This window comes from Clostridium sp. UBA2485 (assembly GCF_002341865.1).
Classification (GTDB): Bacteria; Bacillota; Clostridia; order Clostridiales; family Clostridiaceae; genus Clostridium_J.
Genome location: NZ_DDOV01000064.1, coordinates 1 through 19,405, shown reverse-complemented (window position 1 = coordinate 19,405; position 19,405 = coordinate 1). Strand labels below are relative to the sequence as shown.

Below are 19,405 nucleotides of genomic sequence, written 5' to 3'. Positions count from 1 at the left end.
AAAAGAACTGGCGAACACTGTTCGCCTCTACAATAAAACACTAGCAATTGTATTGCTAGTAAAAAAACAATTAAAGAAATTAGTTTGATTAGAACTAATTTCCACCACAATTGTCAATTGTCCATTTTCAATTCTCAATTGATTAAAGTTGTGAATTGGAGTTTTTAAGGGCATAGCTATATTGAACTATATATTAATTTTTAAGGTAGTTTATATATAGGCAAATTAAAATAAAAAATTTATAAATTTAAAATAATTATTTATATAACTAATAATACTATAATACATAGAAATTATTAGTATTATTAGTTTTAAGAGGTGAATAATATGGAAGTTTATTTTGATAACAGTGCAACTACAGAACCTTACGAGGAAGTAATTGAAGAAGTAAGTAATAGTATGAGAGAGTATTTTGCTAATCCATCTTCTGCTCATAGCTTAGGGTTTAAAGCAGAACAAAAGCTTAGAAAATGTAGAGAACTTATTGCTACTACAATTAGAGCTCATAGTGAAGAAATAATATTTACTTCTGGTGGAAGCGAAAGTAATAATTTTTTAATAAAGGGATTTTCTAAGGCAGGAACTCATATAATTACATCGAATATTGAACATCCTAGTGTATTAAATACTTTTAAAGCTCTAGAAAAAGAAGGTATAAAGGTAAGTTATATATCTTTAAAGGACAATGGCGAAATAAATATAGATGAATTGTTAGAGAGTATAACTAAAGATACAGTACTTGTAAGCATAATGCATGTTAATAATGAGGTTGGAATAATTCAAGATATTGAAAAAATAGGAAATGCTATAAAAGAAAAATCAACTAGAGTAAAATTTCATGTAGATGCAGTACAAAGCTACGGAAAAATACCTATAGATGTAGAAAAATGTAAAATTGATCTACTGAGCACTAGTGGACATAAATTACATGGACCTAGAGGTGTAGGTTTTGCTTATATTAAAAAAGGATTAGTGGCGAATCCATTAATTTCTGGCGGAGGACAAGAGAGGAACTTTAGATCAGGAACAGAAAACTTACCAGCTATAGCTGGCTTCGCAATGGCAAGTAAAATAATGCATGAAAATTTACAGGAAAATTATGAAAAAGTATTAGAAGTTAAAAAATATTTCATTGAAAGATTAGATGAATTAGAGGAAGTAAAAATTAACAGTAAAATGGAAGAAAACTTTTTGCCTCATATACTTTCTGTTTCTTTTCCATCTATAAGAGGTGAGGTATTATTGCATGCTCTAGAAGAAAAAAATATATATGTTTCAACAGGTTCAGCTTGTTCTTCAAAAGCTGTAAAAACTTCACAGGTATTAAATGCTTTTGGATTATCTTTAAAAGAGCAACAGGGAACTATAAGGTTTAGTTTCTGCGAATATAATACTAAGGATGAAGTAGATTATGTCATTGAAGCTTTGAAAAGCAGTTTAAAAATTTTAAGGAGGATGAAAAGGTGAGAAAACTATTATTAGTTAAGTATGCTTCAGAAATTTTTTTAAAGGGGTTAAATAGAGGAAAATTTGAAAGAAGATTAAAGGATAATATTAAACATGTACTTGAAGAATTAAATTATGAATTTGTTGAAGATAGTGGCAGATGGTTTATATACTCTGAAAATTTAGATGAAATTATAGAGAGAGTTAAAAAGGTTTTTGGAGTGATGGAAGTTTGTATAGTGGAAGAAACCACTGCTGATATGGAATCAATATCTAAGGTAGCATTAGAGGTTATGAAGAATGCTGTGGGAAAAACTTTTAAGGTTGAAACAAATAGAGCAAATAAAGAATTTACACTAAACTCTATGGAAGTTAGTAGAGAAGTAGGAGCTTACATATTGGAAAATTTAGATGGAATTACTGTTGATGTAAAGAAACCTGAATTTTTGTTAAATATAGAAATAAGAAAAAATGCTTATGTTATCTCTAAAAAAGTTAAGGCAGTAGGAGGACTTCCTTATGGAATTAATGGAAGTACTATGCTTATGTTATCAGGAGGAATAGATTCTCCTGTAGCAGGATATTTAATGGCACGTAGAGGTGTAGAACTTCATGCTGTTTATTATCATAGTCATCCTTATACAAGTGAAAGAGCTAAAGATAAAGTGAAGACTTTAGCAAATATATTAAAAAACTATACAGGCAAATTAAATCTATATGTGGTTCCTTTTACTGATATTCAATTAGAAATTATTGAAAAATGTAGAGAAGATGAATTAACAATAATAATGAGAAGATTTATGATGAGACTTGCTTGTAAATTAGCAGAGAAATATAATATTAATTCTGTAACTACTGGGGAAAGTGTTGGTCAGGTAGCCTCACAAACTATGGAGGCTTTGGTAGTAAGTGATAATTGTTCAGATAGACCGGTGTTTAGACCGCTAATTGCTATGGACAAAATAGATATTATGGATATTGCAAGAGACATAGATACCTATGAAACATCTATATTACCTTATGAGGATTGTTGTACAATCTTTGTACCTAAACATCCTAAAACTAAACCTAGATTAGATGAAATTATAAAATCTGAATCTATACTTGATATAGATGAATTGGTAGAAAAAGCTATAGAAGGAATGGAAGTATACAACTAATATGAATTTAGATGATTATTATAAAAACTTCTCTTGTATAAGAGAGGTTTTTATAGATTTGTAGCAGCGAACAATGTTCGCTAATTTTTCATTCCGAAGGTTTAATAAAAAACAATTATATATACAAAAGTCTTGAGAAATATAAGATTTCTATATAAAATAAACTATAGGTACTTTGGGGGAAAGGGATGAAAGGATTTATGAAGGATTATTTGCCGCTAATTTGTGGCACTTTTGCTTGTTTAATATGGATAAGATATTGTATTTATAAGTATAAAGAAAATAAGAATATAAAATATATAATAGTTATAGGTGTACCAATTTGTGTAATTATAGGGTTAATTCCTGCTGTAAGGCAAAATAGCGAATTAAGAAATTTAATGGTTTCATTAGTAGCTGTGGATTTTATAATACTTTTTATCTTATATTTTGTAAAAAGATTTAAGAAACATTTTAAAGAGGCATATAAAATTTATAGAGATAAAAAGGAAGAATAGAGAATTAATTTAACTTAAAGGCTAGCAATTGTTTTTATAAGTTATGTAACATTTTAGTTTAAAAAGCGTGACCTTTAGTCACGCTTTTCTATTCTATGTTTTCACCTGATGCCACTTCTAGTTCTTTATCAGCTAAAAGATCTTTTGAATTATTATTCTTAAATATAAAACTTAATTTAGTTTCAGTGGTGATTATTGCTATAAATATAAATATACAGCCAACGATCATAGAGAAGGTAAATTTATCTCCAAATATCAATACTGAAAACAATGACCCAAATAAACATTCTAAAGAGAGTATTATAGCGGCATGAGTAGAACTTGTATATTTTTGAGCTACATTTTGAATTATGAAGCAAAGTGTAGTACTGAATATAACCATATATGCTATAGGCAGTATTAATTTTGTTTCAAACTGAGGTAAAGGTTCAAAGAAAATTGCCATAATAAAAGATAGTATTGCAGCTACCCCAAATTGAATAATAGTTAATATTATAGGATCTGTCCTTTTGGTATAGAGACCAATGGTAATAATTTGTCCAGCAAAGCCTATACCACATAATATTGTAAGTATGTCACCGCCATTAAAATTCAAACCTCCTTGAAGAGTTAAGCAGGAAATACCAATTAAACATAAAATTGCACCAATAACTGAAAATCTATCTGGTTTTAATTTAAAAATAGCCCAATTTAAAAAAGGAACAAGTACTACGTAAGTTGCAGTTAAAAAAGCACTTTTGCTAGCAGTAGTATAAACAATTCCTACAGTTTGAAGTGCAAATCCTAGAAATAAAAAAATTCCTATTATAGTTCCCATTTTAAAATCTGCTCTAGTTGCTTTTTTAAAATTTTTATTAAAGATTATTGCCATTATAACAGTTGAGAGAAAAAATCTTATAGTCATTTGATAAAAGGGTGGTATTAAATTTACAGAATCTTTTACGGCAATAAAACCTCCACCCCATATGATTGCTACTAATAAAAGAGCTAAATCTGCTAATAAACTTTTGTTCTTCAAAGCTTTCATTAAATCACTTCCTTTTCTTATATTCCACAGTGAAAAACGCCATAATCTAATACATGAATTTTTAGATTATGGCGTTATATAGTATATATTCTAGGTTTCTTAATAAATTCCTTTGGAAATTTAGCGAAATATTTTAAATTTTAAGGTAATTAATTAGCTATTTCATCTAAAATTTCATAGGTAGGAAGGTTTTTAAATTTATCTTCGTTGAATATTCTATTATAACAATAGGATATTATATCACTTCTTTTAATTATGCCAATAAAAATATTAGAATCATCTACAACAGGTACAAAATTTTGAGATTTAGCAACCAGTATTAGACTCTCAATGTCAGAGTTTATTGACACTGCTTTATTTCGAACATTTCTTGGTATATCTCTAATTAACACCTTTTCAGTGTCTTTTAGGGTTATATCAGGATCATTTTTAAATTTCCATAAAATATCCCCTTCGGTTAATGTACCAACATATCTGCCTTTTTCATCTACTAAAGGAATAGCTGTATATCTATGATATTCCATACGTTCCATAGCTCTTCTCATTGTTGAATTTACCTTTTCATGTATTACCTCACTTTTTGGAGTAAGAAAAAAAGCAACATTCATGGGATCATCCTCCAATTAATATTATATTACTTATTTTTAATTTGTTCTTATATATACTATTATATCATTCTATATGTCAATATTGTTACAAAACGATTTAAATTAGAAGTATTTACTAATTTATACTAAGGCATTATAATTAGTTTTATAAGACTTTCATAAATAGTAGATATAAGTTATATTTAAAATATATTTTACTAGATGAATATTAGATTATAATAATATTAAGGTTAAATTTTATTAGGAGGTTTTTAATAATGGAATTTATAGCAGAGGCATCTTTAATAGAAGCCATATCTTTAGGAGAAGTTGAAGCTGTAAGAACAGCGTTAATTGAGTATATAAGAAAAGATCCAGGAAATGTAGGAGAAATATTAAGAGCTAAAAAATATGCTGAAGAATTTATTGATGATTTAATGGATGAACATAATAATGAGGTTTTAAAACCCATTAATGAATGGGATAAGGAATATTTTTTAAAATCTCTAAGTAGTCTTATTGATAATTTTTCTGAAATAAGATTTCAACATATTTGTATGATAGGCGCATATCTTTATCCACAGAGTACTTCAAAGGATGCAATAATTATAAATAATTTGGAGCCAGTAGGAAAAATAAATAAAAAAGAAATAGCTACAAAAGTAATTGCTACTGCTGTGACATGTATAGCAATTAGTAAAATTTTATTAAGAAATAAAAAACATAAATAAAGCATCTATAATATAGATGCTTTATTTATATTTAATTAGGTTTTAATGCAGTTTTAATGGGGAAAATATATAATTAATGAAAGAGTTATAGGAGGAGTACTAAGTGATACGAATAGTAAAAGATTTATTTAATAAGTATTTGTTTCATACAAAGGCCTTTAATAATCTTAAGAACAATTTAAAAGCTTTTACTATATTGTTTTTAGTAACTGTGATGTTTTTTGGTGCAATTATACCTTGGTTTAATAGAAATAGAGTAAAAACCTTTTATAATTATAAAGCCATACATAGAGATATTAAAAAAAGTGAGCCAAATGAACGGTTAAAAGTCCATGCTAGAAAACTTGGAGAAAGCTTTAGCTCCATAAAAGATATTCTTATTTTAGATAATAAAAACAATATTACATATAGCTATAGCAATTCCAATTTGTCTAAGAATGGAAAGTTCATACTGGATAAAAGCTTAGATGCTAATTATGAAGAGGATCAATACAATGATTATCTTCATAGAGGATTCTTATATAGTAGTAATAACCCTGAAATAATTTATGTGAAATCTTACATAGAAGATATGCTTTTTCTAGGGGGAGATTTCTATGAAGAAGAATTCGAGCAATTCTTAAAAAGCTCAGAAGATAAAGGTAATAAAGAAGTGAAAAATTTTAAGCAATTATATTTATTGCATGAGATTAATGATGAAATTAACAATAGAAAGATTGTAATAATAGCATTTACTGGTGGTATGAACTTTGGAATGATAATATGGATTATAGCAGCTATATTTTGTGTTTTGGGTATAGTGTTAGTCATATCTTTCTTTATAATATTAATTTTTGTATTTCAATTATATAGAGAAAATAAAAATACATTTTTAAATAGAAAAAAACATTTGACCTAGGAGGGATAAGTTATGAAAGAGTATAAAATATTGATCGTTGAAGATGAAAAACAAATTGCTAGATTTGTTCAGTTAGAATTAATGCATGAAGGTTACGAGGTTGAAACTGTTTATGATGGTAGAGAAGGTTTAGAAAAAATAAAAAATAATGAATATAACTTAGTTATATTAGATGTTATGCTTCCAAGTTTAAATGGCATGGAGGTTTGTAGAAGAGTAAGAGCTTTTAGTGAGGTACCAATTATAATGCTTACAGCTAAAGATAGTGTTATAGATAAAGTAACAGGGTTAGATATTGGGGCTGATGATTACATGACAAAGCCTTTTGCAATTGAAGAATTATTAGCTAGAATTAGAGCTATAAAGAGAAAAAATAGTAGTAANNTGAAAATAAAAATGAGATTATGGTTAATGATTTAGTTATGAATTTAAGCACTCATGAAGTTAAACGAGAAAACCAATTAATTGAATTGACTAAAAGAGAATACGACCTTCTAGAATATTTGATGAAGAATGTAGACGTTGTATTGAATAGAGAACAATTATTGGAAGTTGTTTGGGGATACAATTATATGGGAGATACAAATGTAGTTGATGTATATATTAGATATTTGAGAAGCAAAATTGATGAAGGTTTTGATGTAAAGTTAATTCATACCGTTAGAGGGGTAGGATATGTTATTAAAAAACACAAAAATATCGACTAAATTAACTATACTTTATACTATATTACTTCTTAGCGTATTAATTGCATTGAATAGTGCTATATATTTAGGAATAACTTTTTATGCAGAGCATCAAGTTAGTGCAGAGTTAAATTATTTATCTAAAATTATTGAGCAAAGAATTGTTAATCCAAGAGGTGTCTATAATTACTCAAATATTTTTGAGGGTGCACCTTCTAAAGAAAGGTACTATTCTCGAATATTAGATGATAAAGGAAATGTCATTGCTACTGTAGACAACTTTAAATATGATATTCCTTTAAATATAAACTCTAATAATACTACTGATAAAACTGATTATAGATATGAAAAAGAGCGAAAGTATATATATGTAACCAATAAAGTTAAAACAAATAATGGTACTGTATATATTCAGGCTGTTAAGGATATAGAATACGAAACAATCTTCTTGGAAGTATTAAAAGCTTTTATGATAACAGCTTGCTTTGGAGGAATTATAATTTCAATAGCACTTGGAAATGTGGTTAGTAAAGGTATGCTAGAACCTATTGATAGAATAACTAAGGCAGCACAAAGCATAAGTATCAATAACTTAAAGGAAAGAATAGAAGTTGCTCCTAAAGAAGATGAATTATCCAGATTAGCATCAACTTTTAATAGTATGATTGATAGACTGCAAGGGTCTTTTGAAAAACAAAATCAATTTGTATCTGATGCTTCTCATGAACTGAGAACCCCTATTGCAGTTATAAAAGGATATGTGAATTTATTAGACCGATGGGGGAAAGATGATAAAGAAATCTTAGAGGAATCAATTGAGGCTATTAAAAAAGAAACAGAAAACATGACTGTATTATTAGAAAAATTATTGTTTTTAGCAAGAAATGATAGTAATACGCAGAAGATTCATAAAGAAAAATTTTATTTAAATGAATTGATTGATGAGGTAATAAAAGAAAGTAAATTTATTTCTGATAAACATAATATATATAGTAAAATAAATGATGAAATAATTATAGATGCTGATTATAAGATGATTAAGCAAGGTTTAAGAATTTTTGTGGACAATAGTATTAAATTCACTAAAGAAGATGGAGAAATTGTAATTAATTTAATAAGAGAAAATAATTTTGCAAAAATTGTTATAAGAGACACAGGTATTGGTATACCTAAAGAGGATTTATCTAGAATATTTGATAGGTTTTATATGGTAGATAAAGCTAGACATAGAGAAAAAGGTGGAAGTGGCCTAGGACTTGCTATTGCAAAATTAATTATTGAAAATCATAGTGGTAAAATATATGCTAGTAGTGAAGTTTCAAAAGGAACAACTATAACAGTGGTGTTGCCAATTGAAAATAAATAAAGCAATAAAGCATTAGCTATTTTTGTAGCAAGTGCTTTATTACTTTACTTAATGTATACTAGCGTGTTTACTTAAAGAGTTCATATGCCTTTGATAATCTTTTAATATGGAATTTAAAAGTCTATAACTGTTGTGATCTATGGATTTACTTTCTTGGATTAGTCTACTACCCATTATGTAACCTGTATTTGATGCATTATGAGCTTCTTCAATAATATCTTGAGAAGAATTAAGATTAATACTATTTGTTATTTGGGAATAAAAATCTATAGTTTTACTAACAAATCCTGAACTATTAACAGGAACACCACCTAAGTCTTGAATTCTTTCTGATACTTTAAGTGCATGTAATCTATAATCCTTTTGGATTTCTTGCAATCGATTTTTTATATTATAATCATTACATTTCTGGATATATTGTTCAAAGGTATCAATGCCCATATAAATACCTTGAAGGAATTTATTCAATTCGTTAATACATTCTTTATTCAAAGAAAACAACTCCTTTTATATATACTATAGAGTTCCTCAATGGAAATTTAGACTATACATGATTTTAATTTCCATAAAAAAATTCTTATTCATGAATTAAAAATTAAGAATTAAAGATACGGATTATGGTTAAACCTTAATTTTTAAGATGTTAAGCTATTTTTATAGAAAATTTATTTTTCAGAGTATATTTTAACTTTTCACATTGCATGACTATATGATTATTATGGATTTAAAAGTTATAATATATGTAATTTATATCAATTAACATTAAAATATTCTAAATTTTAATGTTCTTATAAAATAAATATAATATGAGGAGAAGCTCTATGATTATCATAGAGCTTTTTAATAATAGAAATTATAAATTTCTAAAAAAGAATTACTATAATTTTATATATTTAAAGAAGAGTTTTTTTCAGGTTTTACATTTTCAGATTTAATTTTTTCAATAGTTATACCTGTATATCCATAGAAAATAGCAACTAACGGATTTATTAAATTAAGAAAAGTAAAGGGCAGATAAGAGAGGGTAGGGACACCTAAAGTGGAACTCATAAATGCTCCGCAGTTGCTCCAAGGTATTAAACAAGAAGTCATAGTACCAGCATCTTCAAGAGTTCTTGAAAGGTTTTTAGGAGCAAGACCTCTTTTAACATATTCATCTTTATACATTCTACCTGGAATAACTATTGATAAATATTGATCTCCAGAAATAAGATTTGTAAATATACAAGATACTACAGTTACTAATATTAATGAACCAGTGTTTACTGCCAATTTTAATAAGCTTTCAGCTAATAATCCTAAACAACCTGATTTTTCCATAATTCCACCAAAAGTCATAGCGCACATGATTAAGGATACGGTGGACATCATACTTTGAAGTCCTCCTCGATTTAAAAGCTCGTCAACCATTTGAACACCACTATTCCCAACATATCCTAAATTCATGACATTTATGATATCCCCAAAGGAAGAGCTTTGAAATAATATTGCGAATAATCCTCCTAATATTGCACCAGCAATTAATCCGGGAATAGCAGGAATTTTTTTAACAACTAAGACTATAACAACTACCGGAGGAATTAAAAGTAATGGAGTTATATTAAAGCTTCTTTGTAGTCCATCTAAAATGGTATTTATTTGAGTAACATCTAATTCCTTACCAGCATATTTTAATCCTAGTATTCCATAGAGTACTAAAGCTATAATCATACTTGGACCTGTAGTATAAATCATATGCTTTATATGATCAAATAGCTCAGAACCAGCCATAGCAGGAGCTAAGTTCGTAGTATCAGAAAGGGGGGACATTTTATCTCCAAAATAGGCACCAGATATAACAGCCCCAGCAACTAAAGGAGTTGAAAAACCAAGACCTTGACCAATTCCCAGTAGTGCAATACCTACAGTTCCAACAGTGGTCCAAGAACTACCAGTAGCAAGGGAAACTATTGAACACATTATACAAGTTGCTAATAAAAATATACCTGGAGATATAATTTTAAGACCATAATATATCATAGTAGGCACTGTGCCGCTAAGTATCCAAGAACCGATAATAATTCCTATTATCATTAAAATAATTATTGCCTGCATAGACATTTGAATAGAGTTTATAAATCCTTTCTCTAAGTCTTTCCATTTAAATCCTAGCCTAAGTGCAACTAGGGAAGCAATTATCGAACCTATAACTAAAGGTATGTGAGCACTTGCTTCATAAAGTATAATACCAACAGATAGGCATATTGCTAAAATAATAATGGGCAGTAATGCTTCCAAGAGTTTTGGTTTTCTTATCTCATTACTCATATTAGTCCTCCTGTTTCAATATATTGTTAATATATTACATTATATACAAAAAGTTTTCAATGAAGATTAAGGGTAATTAAAAATAACTATGAACAGTTTGTTACTTAAATACATAAATTTTTTTCAATAGTTATATTAAAAAGTTTGATTTTAGCAAAAATACTTAAAAAGTAGATATAAAAAGTGGATTTTATGGAGGAATTTTAAAAATAATCATATATTTTATGAGAAAAAAATCAAAAATCAGAAAAGTTATTTCAAATGTAAAAAAATTAATAACATTAACTAAAGAACTCTATGATTAATATAGAGTTCTTTAGATTTTAGTAATTATATAAATATTTAAGTGGGGTTAATTATAAGGCTTTTTAATGAAAATTTAAATTATACAGTATTCTAATTTCTATAATAAATTGAATTCTTATATTATAATTTATATATTTAAAGAAGATTTTCTTTCAGATTTTGAATTTTTGGGCTTAATTTTTTCAATAGTTATGCCAGTGTATCCATAGATGATAGCAACAATTGGATTTATTAAGTTAAGGAAAGCATAAGGCATATAAGCAAATGGGTGTACACCTAAAGTACTGCTCATAAATGCTCCACAGGTATTCCAAGGAACAAAGCAAGAGGTCATAGTACCAGCATCTTCAAGAGTTCTTGAAAGATTTTTAGCAGCAAGGCCTCGTTTTGCATATTCATCCTTATACATTCTACCTGGAATAACTATTGCTAAATATTGATCTCCAGCAATAATATTAGTAAATATACAAGATACTATAGTTACTAGTATTAAAGAGCCGGTGTTTACTGCTAATTTTAATAAACTTTCAGCAAGTAATCCGAGGCAACCTGATTTTTCCATAATTCCACCAAAAATCATAGCGCACATAATTAAGGATACAGTGGGCATCATACTTTGAAGTCCGCCTCGATTTAAAAGTTCGTCAACCATTTCAACACCGCTATTTCCAACATATCCTGAATTCATAACATTTATAACATCACCAAAAGAAGAACTTTGGAATAGCATTGCAAACACTCCACCTAATATTGCGCCAGCAATTAATCCAGGAATAGCAGGAATTTTTTTTACAACTAAAACTATAACAACTATTGGAGGAATTAAAAGCCATGGAGTTATATTGAAATTTATTTGAAGCCCGCTTAATATAGTATTAATTTGAGTTATATCTAATTCTTTACCAGAATATCTTAGTCCTAATATTCCATAGATTACTAAAGCTATGACCATACTTGGAGCTGTAGTATAAACCATGTGTTTTATATGCTCAAATAGTTCAGAACCAGCCATAGCAGGGGCCAAATTTGTAGTATCAGAAAGAGGTGACATTTTATCTCCAAAGTATGCACCAGATATAATAGCGCCGGCAATCATAGGAGCTGGAATGCCAAGACCTTGGCCAATTCCTAGTAGTGCGATACCAACAGTTCCAGCAGTAGTCCAAGAACTACCTGTAGCTAGAGAAACTATTGAGCACATAATACAGGAGGCAACTAAGAATATACTAGGAGAAATGATTTTAAGTCCGTAATATATCATAGTAGGAACTGTTCCACTAAGAATCCAAGAACCAATAATAATTCCAATTATCATTAAAATAATTATTGCCTGCATAGACATTTGAATAGAATTTATAAATCCTTCTTCTAAGTCTTTCCATTTAAATCCTAATCTAAGTGCAACTAAAGATGCAATTATTGAACCGATAATTAAAGGGATATGAGCACTTGATTCATATAATATTATTCCGACAGAGAGGCATACTGCTAAAAAAATAATTGGTAATAATGCTTCGAAAAGTTTAGGTTTTCTTATTTCATTACTCATTTTAATCCTCCTCTTTCAATATATTGTTAATATTTTACCTTATAAATAGCAAGTTTTCAATTAAATTTAAGAATAATTAAAAAATTAACTATTAATAATTTATTACAATCATTTAATGCAAAAAAATAAGTAATATGCATAAAAAATTCATATTATACAGTATAATTATTTGATAAATAGATTTATAATGCAAAAAAGTTTCAAATTGTTATTATATTTATATATATTTTTTTGAATTTTTATATTAAAATTTATATTTTTATAATAAAAACATTGAATAAATAAAAAAGTTTGCAATTATAAAACCAATATTACTAGAAAAAAATGTTAAACAAATAACAAAATATCATATTATTTTAAAAAAACCTTTGAAATCTTCAAAGGTTTTTACGTAGTAAAAAAATGTTAATAATTGTTTTTCTTAAATTTTAGTCTTATTATTAATTTCAGCAATATTTATGCTTTAGAAATATATTATAAAGTTAGTCTTAAATAAAAATAAAAAAAGAGCATTTCAACCTTAGTTGTAATACTCTTATAAGATTAAAATCATTATTATTAAAATAGCATTATAAATAAAAATATATCCATAATTCTTAACAGTTATAGTAAAATTAAAACTAATATAATAGTGATTTCCTTTATAGCATCTAGAGTTTAAGCCTTCTTTTATTTCATCCCATCTTTTCATGGTATTAAAAAATAGTAAACCTAGCATTTTTCCTGTATTTATAACTTTTAATTTAAAGGTTATAAAACCACTTCTAGATTTTATAGCATTGTATAGTAATCTTGCTTCATCATCGATCAATAATATGTATCTTTCCATATTTTTAGCTATATCACAAATTTCTCTAAGACTCTTACTTTTTGAAAATAGATATAAAATATGGTCTAATGGTGTAGTTAAAGAGAGATATGCAATGCAAAGCCCACCAGAAAAACTTTTTAATAATATTAATAATATATAATTAATATCGTAAGTAAATATAAAAGTAATTGATGATAACAAAGCGAATATAAAGGCACCAAAAGAAAATTTTGAAACTATATTTATCGGATTATTGACCTTTATATGAAGAAGAATAAAGATTATTATGTTTAATATAATTGGTATTATGGTATTGGAAAACCCTAAGATAATAATGGGAAAAATACATAGGCATAACTTCTCTAAAGGATGCCTATGTATTTGACTACTTATTTTAGAATAAGCTATTATCGTTTTGAGCACGAGGTCTTTTTACCTATATAAAAGCCTACAAATCCTGCACCTATTGCTGCTTGAAGAGAGAATAGTAAACTTTCTATTTCAGAAGAAGGTGGTTCCCAAATGCTACTAAACCAAGGTTCATAATCTTTATTTATTTCTGAAATTACTTCTTCCATTTGATCATCTCCGCCTACAAACTCACTAGTAGAACCATAGTAGGCAAGGGGAGCGATTACAAGAAAAACACAAATCAATATAAGTATAATATTTTTTCTTTTCATTTATACCATCTCCTCCAAAGCTAGTAGTTCATTCTTAGAATGTTTCTCAATAAATTCAAATATTAATACAGTAATAATACCTTCAATTATAGCTAATGGTAATTGAGTTATTGCAAAAATTGAAATGAATTTTGTGAAAGCATTTATAAAATTTCCTCCAGAGTGAGCAAGTCCCATCTGTACTGAAGTAATAACATAAGTGGATAAATCCCCTAAAACTGCTGCTAAAAAAATAGCTATTTTTTTATTTTTATTTTTAAATAATTTATATGTTAAAAATGCAACTATTGGTCCAATAATACCCATAGAAAATACATTTGCACCTAATGTTGTTAAACCACCATGAGCTAATAACAGAGCTTGAAATAGTAGCACTAGTGATGCTATTACCGTCATCGCAAAAGGTCCAAATAAAATTGCACCAAGGGCAGTACCAGTAGCATGTGAACTACTTCCAGATACAGAAGGTAGTTTTAATGCTGATAAAACAAAACAAAAGGCAGCAACAAGTGCTAAAAGCATTTTTAAATCCTTATTATTATATGTTTTTTTATTAATTGCTCTAACCCCTAAGAAGAAGAATGGTGCGGATAAAATAAAGTAAACTAAACACCAAAATGGACTTAGGAATCCTTCTGCAATATGCATTGCAAAAGCGCTATAAGGCATAACTATTGAAAGTATTAAACCTAACAATAAAATATTTCTTTTTTTCATATTAAACCCTCCATCTTTTATAAATAGCAATGCTTTAAAAGAGGTTAGTTAAAATTTAGGCATCTGAAAGAAAATAATAGATCAAAGATGTTAGTATATTTTTTATCAGACAAGGTGTTAGATTCTGCTCATAGTGGCGCTATGGGCGGGTTCTGACGACGCAGTATGATGGAAAATAGGCTAATATACTGGTCTATTATTTTTTTTGAAGATGCCTTAACTTCAATAAAAGATAAATATAATTACTTTAGTATTTAATTTAAATAAATTTAACAAGTTTTAAAGCATTGCTACAAATTGTAATAAAATAGATTAAAGGCCTTTAAAAAATCTATATAAATCAATAGTTGATCAGACTATTGATTGGAATCAAAGCTTTTGAAAACATCTAAGAATTTGTCTATGTTTTCTTCAGTATGAGCTACTGATAAGAATAATGCCTCAAATTGAGATGGGGCAATATAGATACCATTTTTGAGCATATGCATATAAAATTTTGAAAATAATTTTGTATCACAAGTTTTAGCATCTTCATAGTTCTTCACTTCTTTTAAATCTGTAAAGAATATAGTCATCATAGCTCCACATCTATTTATAGTTATAGGAATATTTTTTTCACTAGCTATTTTAACCATTCCATCCTGAAGTTTTTTACCTAACTTTTCAAGATGTTCATAGTATTCTGGATGAGAATATAGTTTTTGTACAGTTGCAAGTCCTGCAGCCATAACTATAGGATTTCCAGACATAGTTCCTGCTTGATAAACAGGTCCCATAGGTGAAAGTTTTTCCATTATTTCTCTTTTGCCACCATAGGCACCACAAGGAAGCCCACCACCCATTATTTTAGCGTAGGTAACTATATCAGGTGTTACATCATAAAGACTTTGAGCTCCTTTATAGGCAACTCTAAAGCCACACATTACTTCATCAAATATTAATAAAGCACCGTATTTTCTACATAGAGATTCCAATTCTTTCATAAATTCTTTAGTAGCTTTTATTACACCCATATTGCCAGCAATAGGTTCTATAATAACACCAGCTATATCATCACCGTATTTTTCAAAGATACTTTTTATGCTGTCAATATCATTATAAGAAGCTATTAATGTATTTTTTATACTTTCCTGAGGTACACCAGCGCTACCAGGAATACCTTCTGTCATTACTCCTGAACCAGCACTTACTAAAAATCCATCAAAATGTCCATGATAACATCCAGCAAATTTTATAATTTTATTTTTGTTAGTGTATCCTCTTGCTAGTTTTACTGCACTCATAGTAGCTTCTGTACNNTTTTATTGCATTAATAACATCATTGTCATTGTGACCTAATATCATAGGGCCCCAAGCACCAATAAAATCAATATATTTGTTTCCATCTTCATCGAATATGTATGCACCATCACCTTTTTTTATCACAGGAGGTGTTATACCCATATCTTTTAAAGCTCTAACAGGACTATTAACTCCACCTGGTATGTATTTTTTTGATTCTTCAAAAATTTTAAAACTTCTTTCTGAATTCATTTTCTTCCTCCTTATTTAATTTATATCACAAAAGATTTTTTGTATTAATTTTAATGTTTCATCTCCATTACCTTTTAAAGTTTCCTCTTTTAAAACTTCAATAGCTCTATTTACATAAGCATTACTAGTACTTTTAATTAAAGTTTCAACTAATTTATCATTATCTTTTGTGTATTTTTTTTGAGTATAGGTTTTAAACCTGTTTTTATAAATGGAATTACCTTTATTTATCATATTAATGATATGAGGAGATAAGCCCCTAAGAGTTCTCCATTCATTATATTCTTCTATATATTTTTCAACTATATATCGATGATTATCCATTATAACTCTTCTTAATTTTTTATTTTCCTCATCAATTATATGAACTTTATCTATATCATATACTGTGACGTTTTTAAGTAGCTCTATATTTTTTTCAACATCCTTAGGAACTGCCAAATCAAATATTAATAGTTCTTTATCACTTGGAATTTCATCTTTGGTTATAATAGTATTAGGGGATGAAGTGCAACTTATTATTGTATCAACTAAATCATAATATTGCTTCCTACATTCCATAGAAATTATTTTTACTTTATCATTACAGGTTAATAATTCATCTTTTTTAATCTTCTCTACATTTCTTCCTACAATGTATATGTTATCGAAATTATTATCATTTCCTATTAAAGTTTTATAGCAAAGCTTTCCCATTACACCAAAGCCTATAATCATATAATTTCTTTTATTTCTTTTTATAGCTTCTTTCACAGCAATTGAAGATGCAGAAACAGGAATTTTATATAGGGTTGTAGCAGTTTTAAATTCCTTGCCGCAAGCTATGGCATTAGTAAAAAGTCTTTCTAAAATACCTTTTAAACTATTTGCTTTAACAGCAGCAAAATAAGCATCTTTAATCTGACCTAATATTTGATCTTCACCTAAAATTTTAGAATGAAAGCCACAACATAACTCCATTAAGTGTTTTATAGCAGCTTCACCTGTTGAGTGGAATATATATTTTTTATTATCTATATCCCAATTTAATATTGTAAAAATATTATTTATAATGTTTTCATCTACATTTTCAGAGGTAAAATAAACTTCTGTTCTATTACAAGTAGAAAGTATAACTACTTCATCACAAATTCCTCTTAATTTTAATAAGCTTTCTTCTAATACATTGCTAGCAATGCTAAAGCAACTTCGTGTTTCTATATCAACTTCTCTATTTAGCCCTATTAGTTGAATCATCCATTAATCATCTCCTAGCTTATGTACCTTTACCTAGTATATTTACACAAATATTACGCAAATAAAAAAACTCACAATAAGTGAGTTTGCATACTAAATCCTAATAGGTTATTTAAGTATCAACGCCACTTTCCTTCCCACCGAAGGCACAGCAAGTTGTTTATGGCAGGTCTCCTGACTCACGCATCAATCTCCTCTCACCTTCCCAAGCGCAAGCTCAGTGGTCAAGATTCGTCTTCGTTACAGTAGCGGGGGCTGTAGTGGATTTTCACCACTTTCCCTATTATACTAATAATAGTACCATAAACTTAACATATTTCGTTGAGTCTAGTATATCATAAATACATTAGATTTTAAAGAAATTATTTTTAAAAAAGTCTAATTATTTAATTTTATCTTTAAATTATTGATGTATATAAAGATATAGATAACTTTTCTAATAAAGTTTTTAATTTGCGATTAAGCCAATTTCTTTAAAGATTTAGTAAAGGTATTACTTTCTCAAATAGCATATCTTTAGAGGGATTTTTCATATATTGTTGAATAAGCTTTGATAAAAGGATTTTAAGGAGAAAATAATTATGAAAACTTTAAAGAGGATAGTAGTAGTTACTTTACTTATGTTAATTTTCTTATACTTGGAAAATAATTCGATTGTTAAAAGTTATATAGAAATTGAACATAGTAAAATGAAAAATAATAATAAAATTAAAATAATACATTTATCTGATTTGCATTGTAAGAGCTTTGGTGAAAATCAAAAATATATTATAAATAAAATTAAAAAAGAGAAACCAGATATTATAGCATTTACAGGTGATTTAATAGATAGTAGAAAATATGATGAAATACCTAGCTTAGAATTAATGAAAGAATTAGTTAAGATTTCACCGGTTTATTATGTAACTGGAAACCACGAATGGAGATACGGTAATGTAGATTATTTACAAAATAAATTAGAAGCTTTAGGAGTAAAGGTTTTAAGAAATCATAAGGAGCTAGTAAAGATAAATAATCAAAGTATAGAAATTATAGGAATAGAAGATCCGTTAAGTAGTTATGGACAAGATACTGAAGCCAATATTGTAGAAAATTATCTTATGCCTTTAATAAAAGAAGATAAGAATCTTAAATTGCTTTTAAGTCATAGACCAGAAAAATTTAATATATATAATAGTTTAAATATAGATTTAACTTTAACTGGTCATGCTCATGGAGGACAAATCAGACTCCCGATAGCAGGCGGATTATTTGCTCCAATGCAAGGAATTTTGCCTAAATATACTAAAGGACTTTATAAAGAAAAGGATTCTTATATGATAGTAAATAGGGGGCTAGGTAATAGTTTATTTCCTCAACGCATATTTAATAGACCAGAAATTGTGGTTATAACATTAAAATCATCAGAAAATAGAAATAATTAAGTAAACTAGATACTATTCTTTTATATACTAAAAATTAATATATAAAAACAATTTTAAAGTTAAAAACTAGTAATAAAATTGCTAGTTTTTTAATGTAAGAAATTATAATAGTTTTTAAGAAAAAATCAAGTATTGATTTTATTATTTTTTATTAGGTAAAATTTTTACTCTTAACTACATGAAATTATAAAATCTTTATTTTAAGAAGGTGATATTTCACTTGACCTTATGAAATATATGGCTTACTATATACATAGATTTACTATGTATAGTATATCTATGTATTGGAGGTGAAATTATGAAGATTAGTAAAGAATTATTAAAAGGAAGTACAGTAATTTTAATTTTAAGTCTTTTAAAAGAGAAGCCTATGTATGGTTATGAGATGATTAAGGAAATTGAAGAAAAGTCCAGTGGAGTTTTTACTTTTAAAGAAGGTAC

17 protein-coding genes, 2 pseudogenes and 1 riboswitch are annotated in these 19,405 nt (G+C 27.6%); of the genes and pseudogenes, 9 read left to right on the top strand and 10 right to left on the bottom strand.

Annotation, left to right across the window (positions count from 1 at the left end; all coding sequences use genetic code 11):
• Positions 1-327: 327 nt before the first annotated feature.
• From B3603_RS13715 to B3603_RS13705, 3 genes are all read left to right on the top strand, one after another.
• Complete coding sequence (locus B3603_RS13715; RefSeq protein WP_291565852.1) at positions 328-1,467, top strand: cysteine desulfurase family protein; 1,140 nt, start codon at positions 328-330, stop codon at positions 1,465-1,467.
• A complete protein-coding gene (gene thiI, locus B3603_RS13710) occupies positions 1,464-2,606 on the top strand; it encodes a tRNA uracil 4-sulfurtransferase ThiI (RefSeq protein WP_291565850.1) in 1,143 nt (380 codons plus the stop codon). Before B3603_RS13715 ends, thiI begins: the two co-directional genes overlap by 4 nt.
• A 188-nt stretch (positions 2,607-2,794) precedes the next feature.
• A complete protein-coding gene (locus B3603_RS13705; RefSeq protein WP_291565848.1) occupies positions 2,795-3,103 on the top strand; it encodes a hypothetical protein in 309 nt (102 codons plus the stop codon).
• Between the two features lie 88 nt (positions 3,104-3,191).
• Here the strand turns inward: B3603_RS13705 and B3603_RS13700 are convergent, their stop codons facing one another.
• On the bottom strand, positions 3,192-4,130 hold the full coding sequence (locus B3603_RS13700; protein ID WP_291565846.1) for a DMT family transporter: 939 nt from the start codon (positions 4,128-4,130) through the stop codon (positions 3,192-3,194).
• A 149-nt stretch (positions 4,131-4,279) separates the two neighbouring features.
• Complete coding sequence (locus tag B3603_RS13695) at positions 4,280-4,738, bottom strand: CBS domain-containing protein (protein WP_291565844.1); 459 nt, start codon at positions 4,736-4,738, stop codon at positions 4,280-4,282.
• 257 nt (positions 4,739-4,995) lie between these two features.
• On the opposite strand from B3603_RS13695, the gene B3603_RS13690 reads away from it, so the two are divergent.
• The 4 genes and pseudogenes from B3603_RS13690 to B3603_RS13675 all read left to right on the top strand — a co-directional run bounded on the left by B3603_RS13690 (position 4,996) and on the right by B3603_RS13675 (position 8,398).
• Entirely contained in the window at positions 4,996-5,448 is a 453-nt protein-coding gene (locus B3603_RS13690; protein ID WP_291565842.1) for a hypothetical protein, read from the top strand.
• Between the two features lie 103 nt (positions 5,449-5,551).
• Positions 5,552-6,346: a hypothetical protein gene (locus B3603_RS13685; protein WP_291565840.1), complete on the top strand. Its 795-nt coding sequence runs from the start codon at positions 5,552-5,554 to the stop codon at positions 6,344-6,346.
• A 12-nt stretch (positions 6,347-6,358) separates the two neighbouring features.
• A pseudogene (locus B3603_RS13680) lies at positions 6,359-7,053 on the top strand (response regulator transcription factor).
• A complete protein-coding gene (locus B3603_RS13675; protein ID WP_291565838.1) occupies positions 7,022-8,398 on the top strand; it encodes a sensor histidine kinase in 1,377 nt (458 codons plus the stop codon). The pseudogene B3603_RS13680 and the gene B3603_RS13675 overlap by 32 nt, the downstream one beginning before the upstream one ends.
• A 48-nt stretch (positions 8,399-8,446) precedes the next feature.
• Here the strand turns inward: B3603_RS13675 and B3603_RS13670 are convergent, their stop codons facing one another.
• The 8 genes and pseudogenes from B3603_RS13670 to hemA all read right to left on the bottom strand — a co-directional run bounded on the left by B3603_RS13670 (position 8,447) and on the right by hemA (position 17,540).
• Positions 8,447-8,890, bottom strand: coding sequence for a DUF2383 domain-containing protein (locus B3603_RS13670; protein ID WP_291565836.1), 444 nt, complete (start codon positions 8,888-8,890; stop codon positions 8,447-8,449).
• A 393-nt stretch (positions 8,891-9,283) separates the two neighbouring features.
• A complete protein-coding gene (nhaC, locus tag B3603_RS13665; RefSeq protein WP_291565834.1) occupies positions 9,284-10,705 on the bottom strand; it encodes a Na+/H+ antiporter NhaC in 1,422 nt (473 codons plus the stop codon).
• A 433-nt stretch (positions 10,706-11,138) separates the two neighbouring features.
• Positions 11,139-12,560 carry a Na+/H+ antiporter NhaC gene (gene nhaC, locus B3603_RS13660; protein ID WP_291565832.1) on the bottom strand — a complete coding sequence of 474 codons (1,422 nt, stop codon included), beginning with the start codon at positions 12,558-12,560 and terminating at the stop codon, positions 11,139-11,141.
• 535 nt (positions 12,561-13,095) lie between these two features.
• A complete protein-coding gene (locus B3603_RS13655) occupies positions 13,096-13,794 on the bottom strand; it encodes a CbiQ family ECF transporter T component (protein ID WP_291565830.1) in 699 nt (232 codons plus the stop codon).
• Positions 13,779-14,054 (bottom strand): energy-coupling factor ABC transporter substrate-binding protein, encoded by a 276-nt coding sequence (locus B3603_RS13650; RefSeq protein ID WP_291565828.1) that lies wholly within the window; start codon positions 14,052-14,054, stop codon positions 13,779-13,781. Before B3603_RS13650 ends, B3603_RS13655 begins: the two co-directional genes overlap by 16 nt.
• Complete coding sequence (locus B3603_RS13645; RefSeq protein WP_291565826.1) at positions 14,055-14,771, bottom strand: energy-coupling factor ABC transporter permease; 717 nt, start codon at positions 14,769-14,771, stop codon at positions 14,055-14,057.
• A gap of 356 nt (positions 14,772-15,127) precedes the next feature.
• Positions 15,128-16,304 (bottom strand): annotated as a pseudogene (hemL, locus tag B3603_RS13640) (glutamate-1-semialdehyde 2,1-aminomutase).
• A 15-nt stretch (positions 16,305-16,319) separates the two neighbouring features.
• A complete protein-coding gene (hemA, locus tag B3603_RS13635) occupies positions 16,320-17,540 on the bottom strand; it encodes a glutamyl-tRNA reductase (protein WP_291565823.1) in 1,221 nt (406 codons plus the stop codon).
• Between the two features lie 147 nt (positions 17,541-17,687).
• A riboswitch (cobalamin riboswitch) is annotated at positions 17,688-17,860 on the bottom strand.
• Positions 17,861-18,121: 261 nt separating this feature from the next.
• Here hemA and B3603_RS13630 point away from each other — a divergent pair.
• Positions 18,122-18,964, top strand: a complete 843-nt coding sequence (locus tag B3603_RS13630) for a metallophosphoesterase (protein ID WP_291565821.1) — start codon at positions 18,122-18,124, stop codon at positions 18,962-18,964.
• A 298-nt stretch (positions 18,965-19,262) separates the two neighbouring features.
• A partial coding sequence (locus B3603_RS13625) for a PadR family transcriptional regulator (RefSeq protein WP_291565853.1) occupies positions 19,263-19,405 on the top strand: 143 nt, incomplete at its 3' end.

Coding starts and splice junctions, on each gene's coding strand:
- B3603_RS13715 (WP_291565852.1), top strand. CDS start 328: ATGGAAGTTTATTTTGATAACAGTGCAACTACAGAACCTTACGAGGAA.
- B3603_RS13705 (WP_291565848.1), top strand. CDS start 2,795: ATGAAAGGATTTATGAAGGATTATTTGCCGCTAATTTGTGGCACTTTT.
- B3603_RS13700 (WP_291565846.1), bottom strand. CDS start 4,130: ATGAAAGCTTTGAAGAACAAAAGTTTATTAGCAGATTTAGCTCTTTTA.
- B3603_RS13695 (WP_291565844.1), bottom strand. CDS start 4,738: ATGAATGTTGCTTTTTTTCTTACTCCAAAAAGTGAGGTAATACATGAA.
- B3603_RS13690 (WP_291565842.1), top strand. CDS start 4,996: ATGGAATTTATAGCAGAGGCATCTTTAATAGAAGCCATATCTTTAGGA.
- B3603_RS13675 (WP_291565838.1), top strand. CDS start 7,022: ATGTTATTAAAAAACACAAAAATATCGACTAAATTAACTATACTTTAT.
- nhaC (WP_291565834.1), bottom strand. CDS start 10,705: ATGAGTAATGAGATAAGAAAACCAAAACTCTTGGAAGCATTACTGCCC.
- nhaC (WP_291565832.1), bottom strand. CDS start 12,560: ATGAGTAATGAAATAAGAAAACCTAAACTTTTCGAAGCATTATTACCA.
- B3603_RS13650 (WP_291565828.1), bottom strand. CDS start 14,054: ATGAAAAGAAAAAATATTATACTTATATTGATTTGTGTTTTTCTTGTA.
- B3603_RS13645 (WP_291565826.1), bottom strand. CDS start 14,771: ATGAAAAAAAGAAATATTTTATTGTTAGGTTTAATACTTTCAATAGTT.
- hemA (WP_291565823.1), bottom strand. CDS start 17,540: ATGATTCAACTAATAGGGCTAAATAGAGAAGTTGATATAGAAACACGA.
- B3603_RS13630 (WP_291565821.1), top strand. CDS start 18,122: ATGAAAACTTTAAAGAGGATAGTAGTAGTTACTTTACTTATGTTAATT.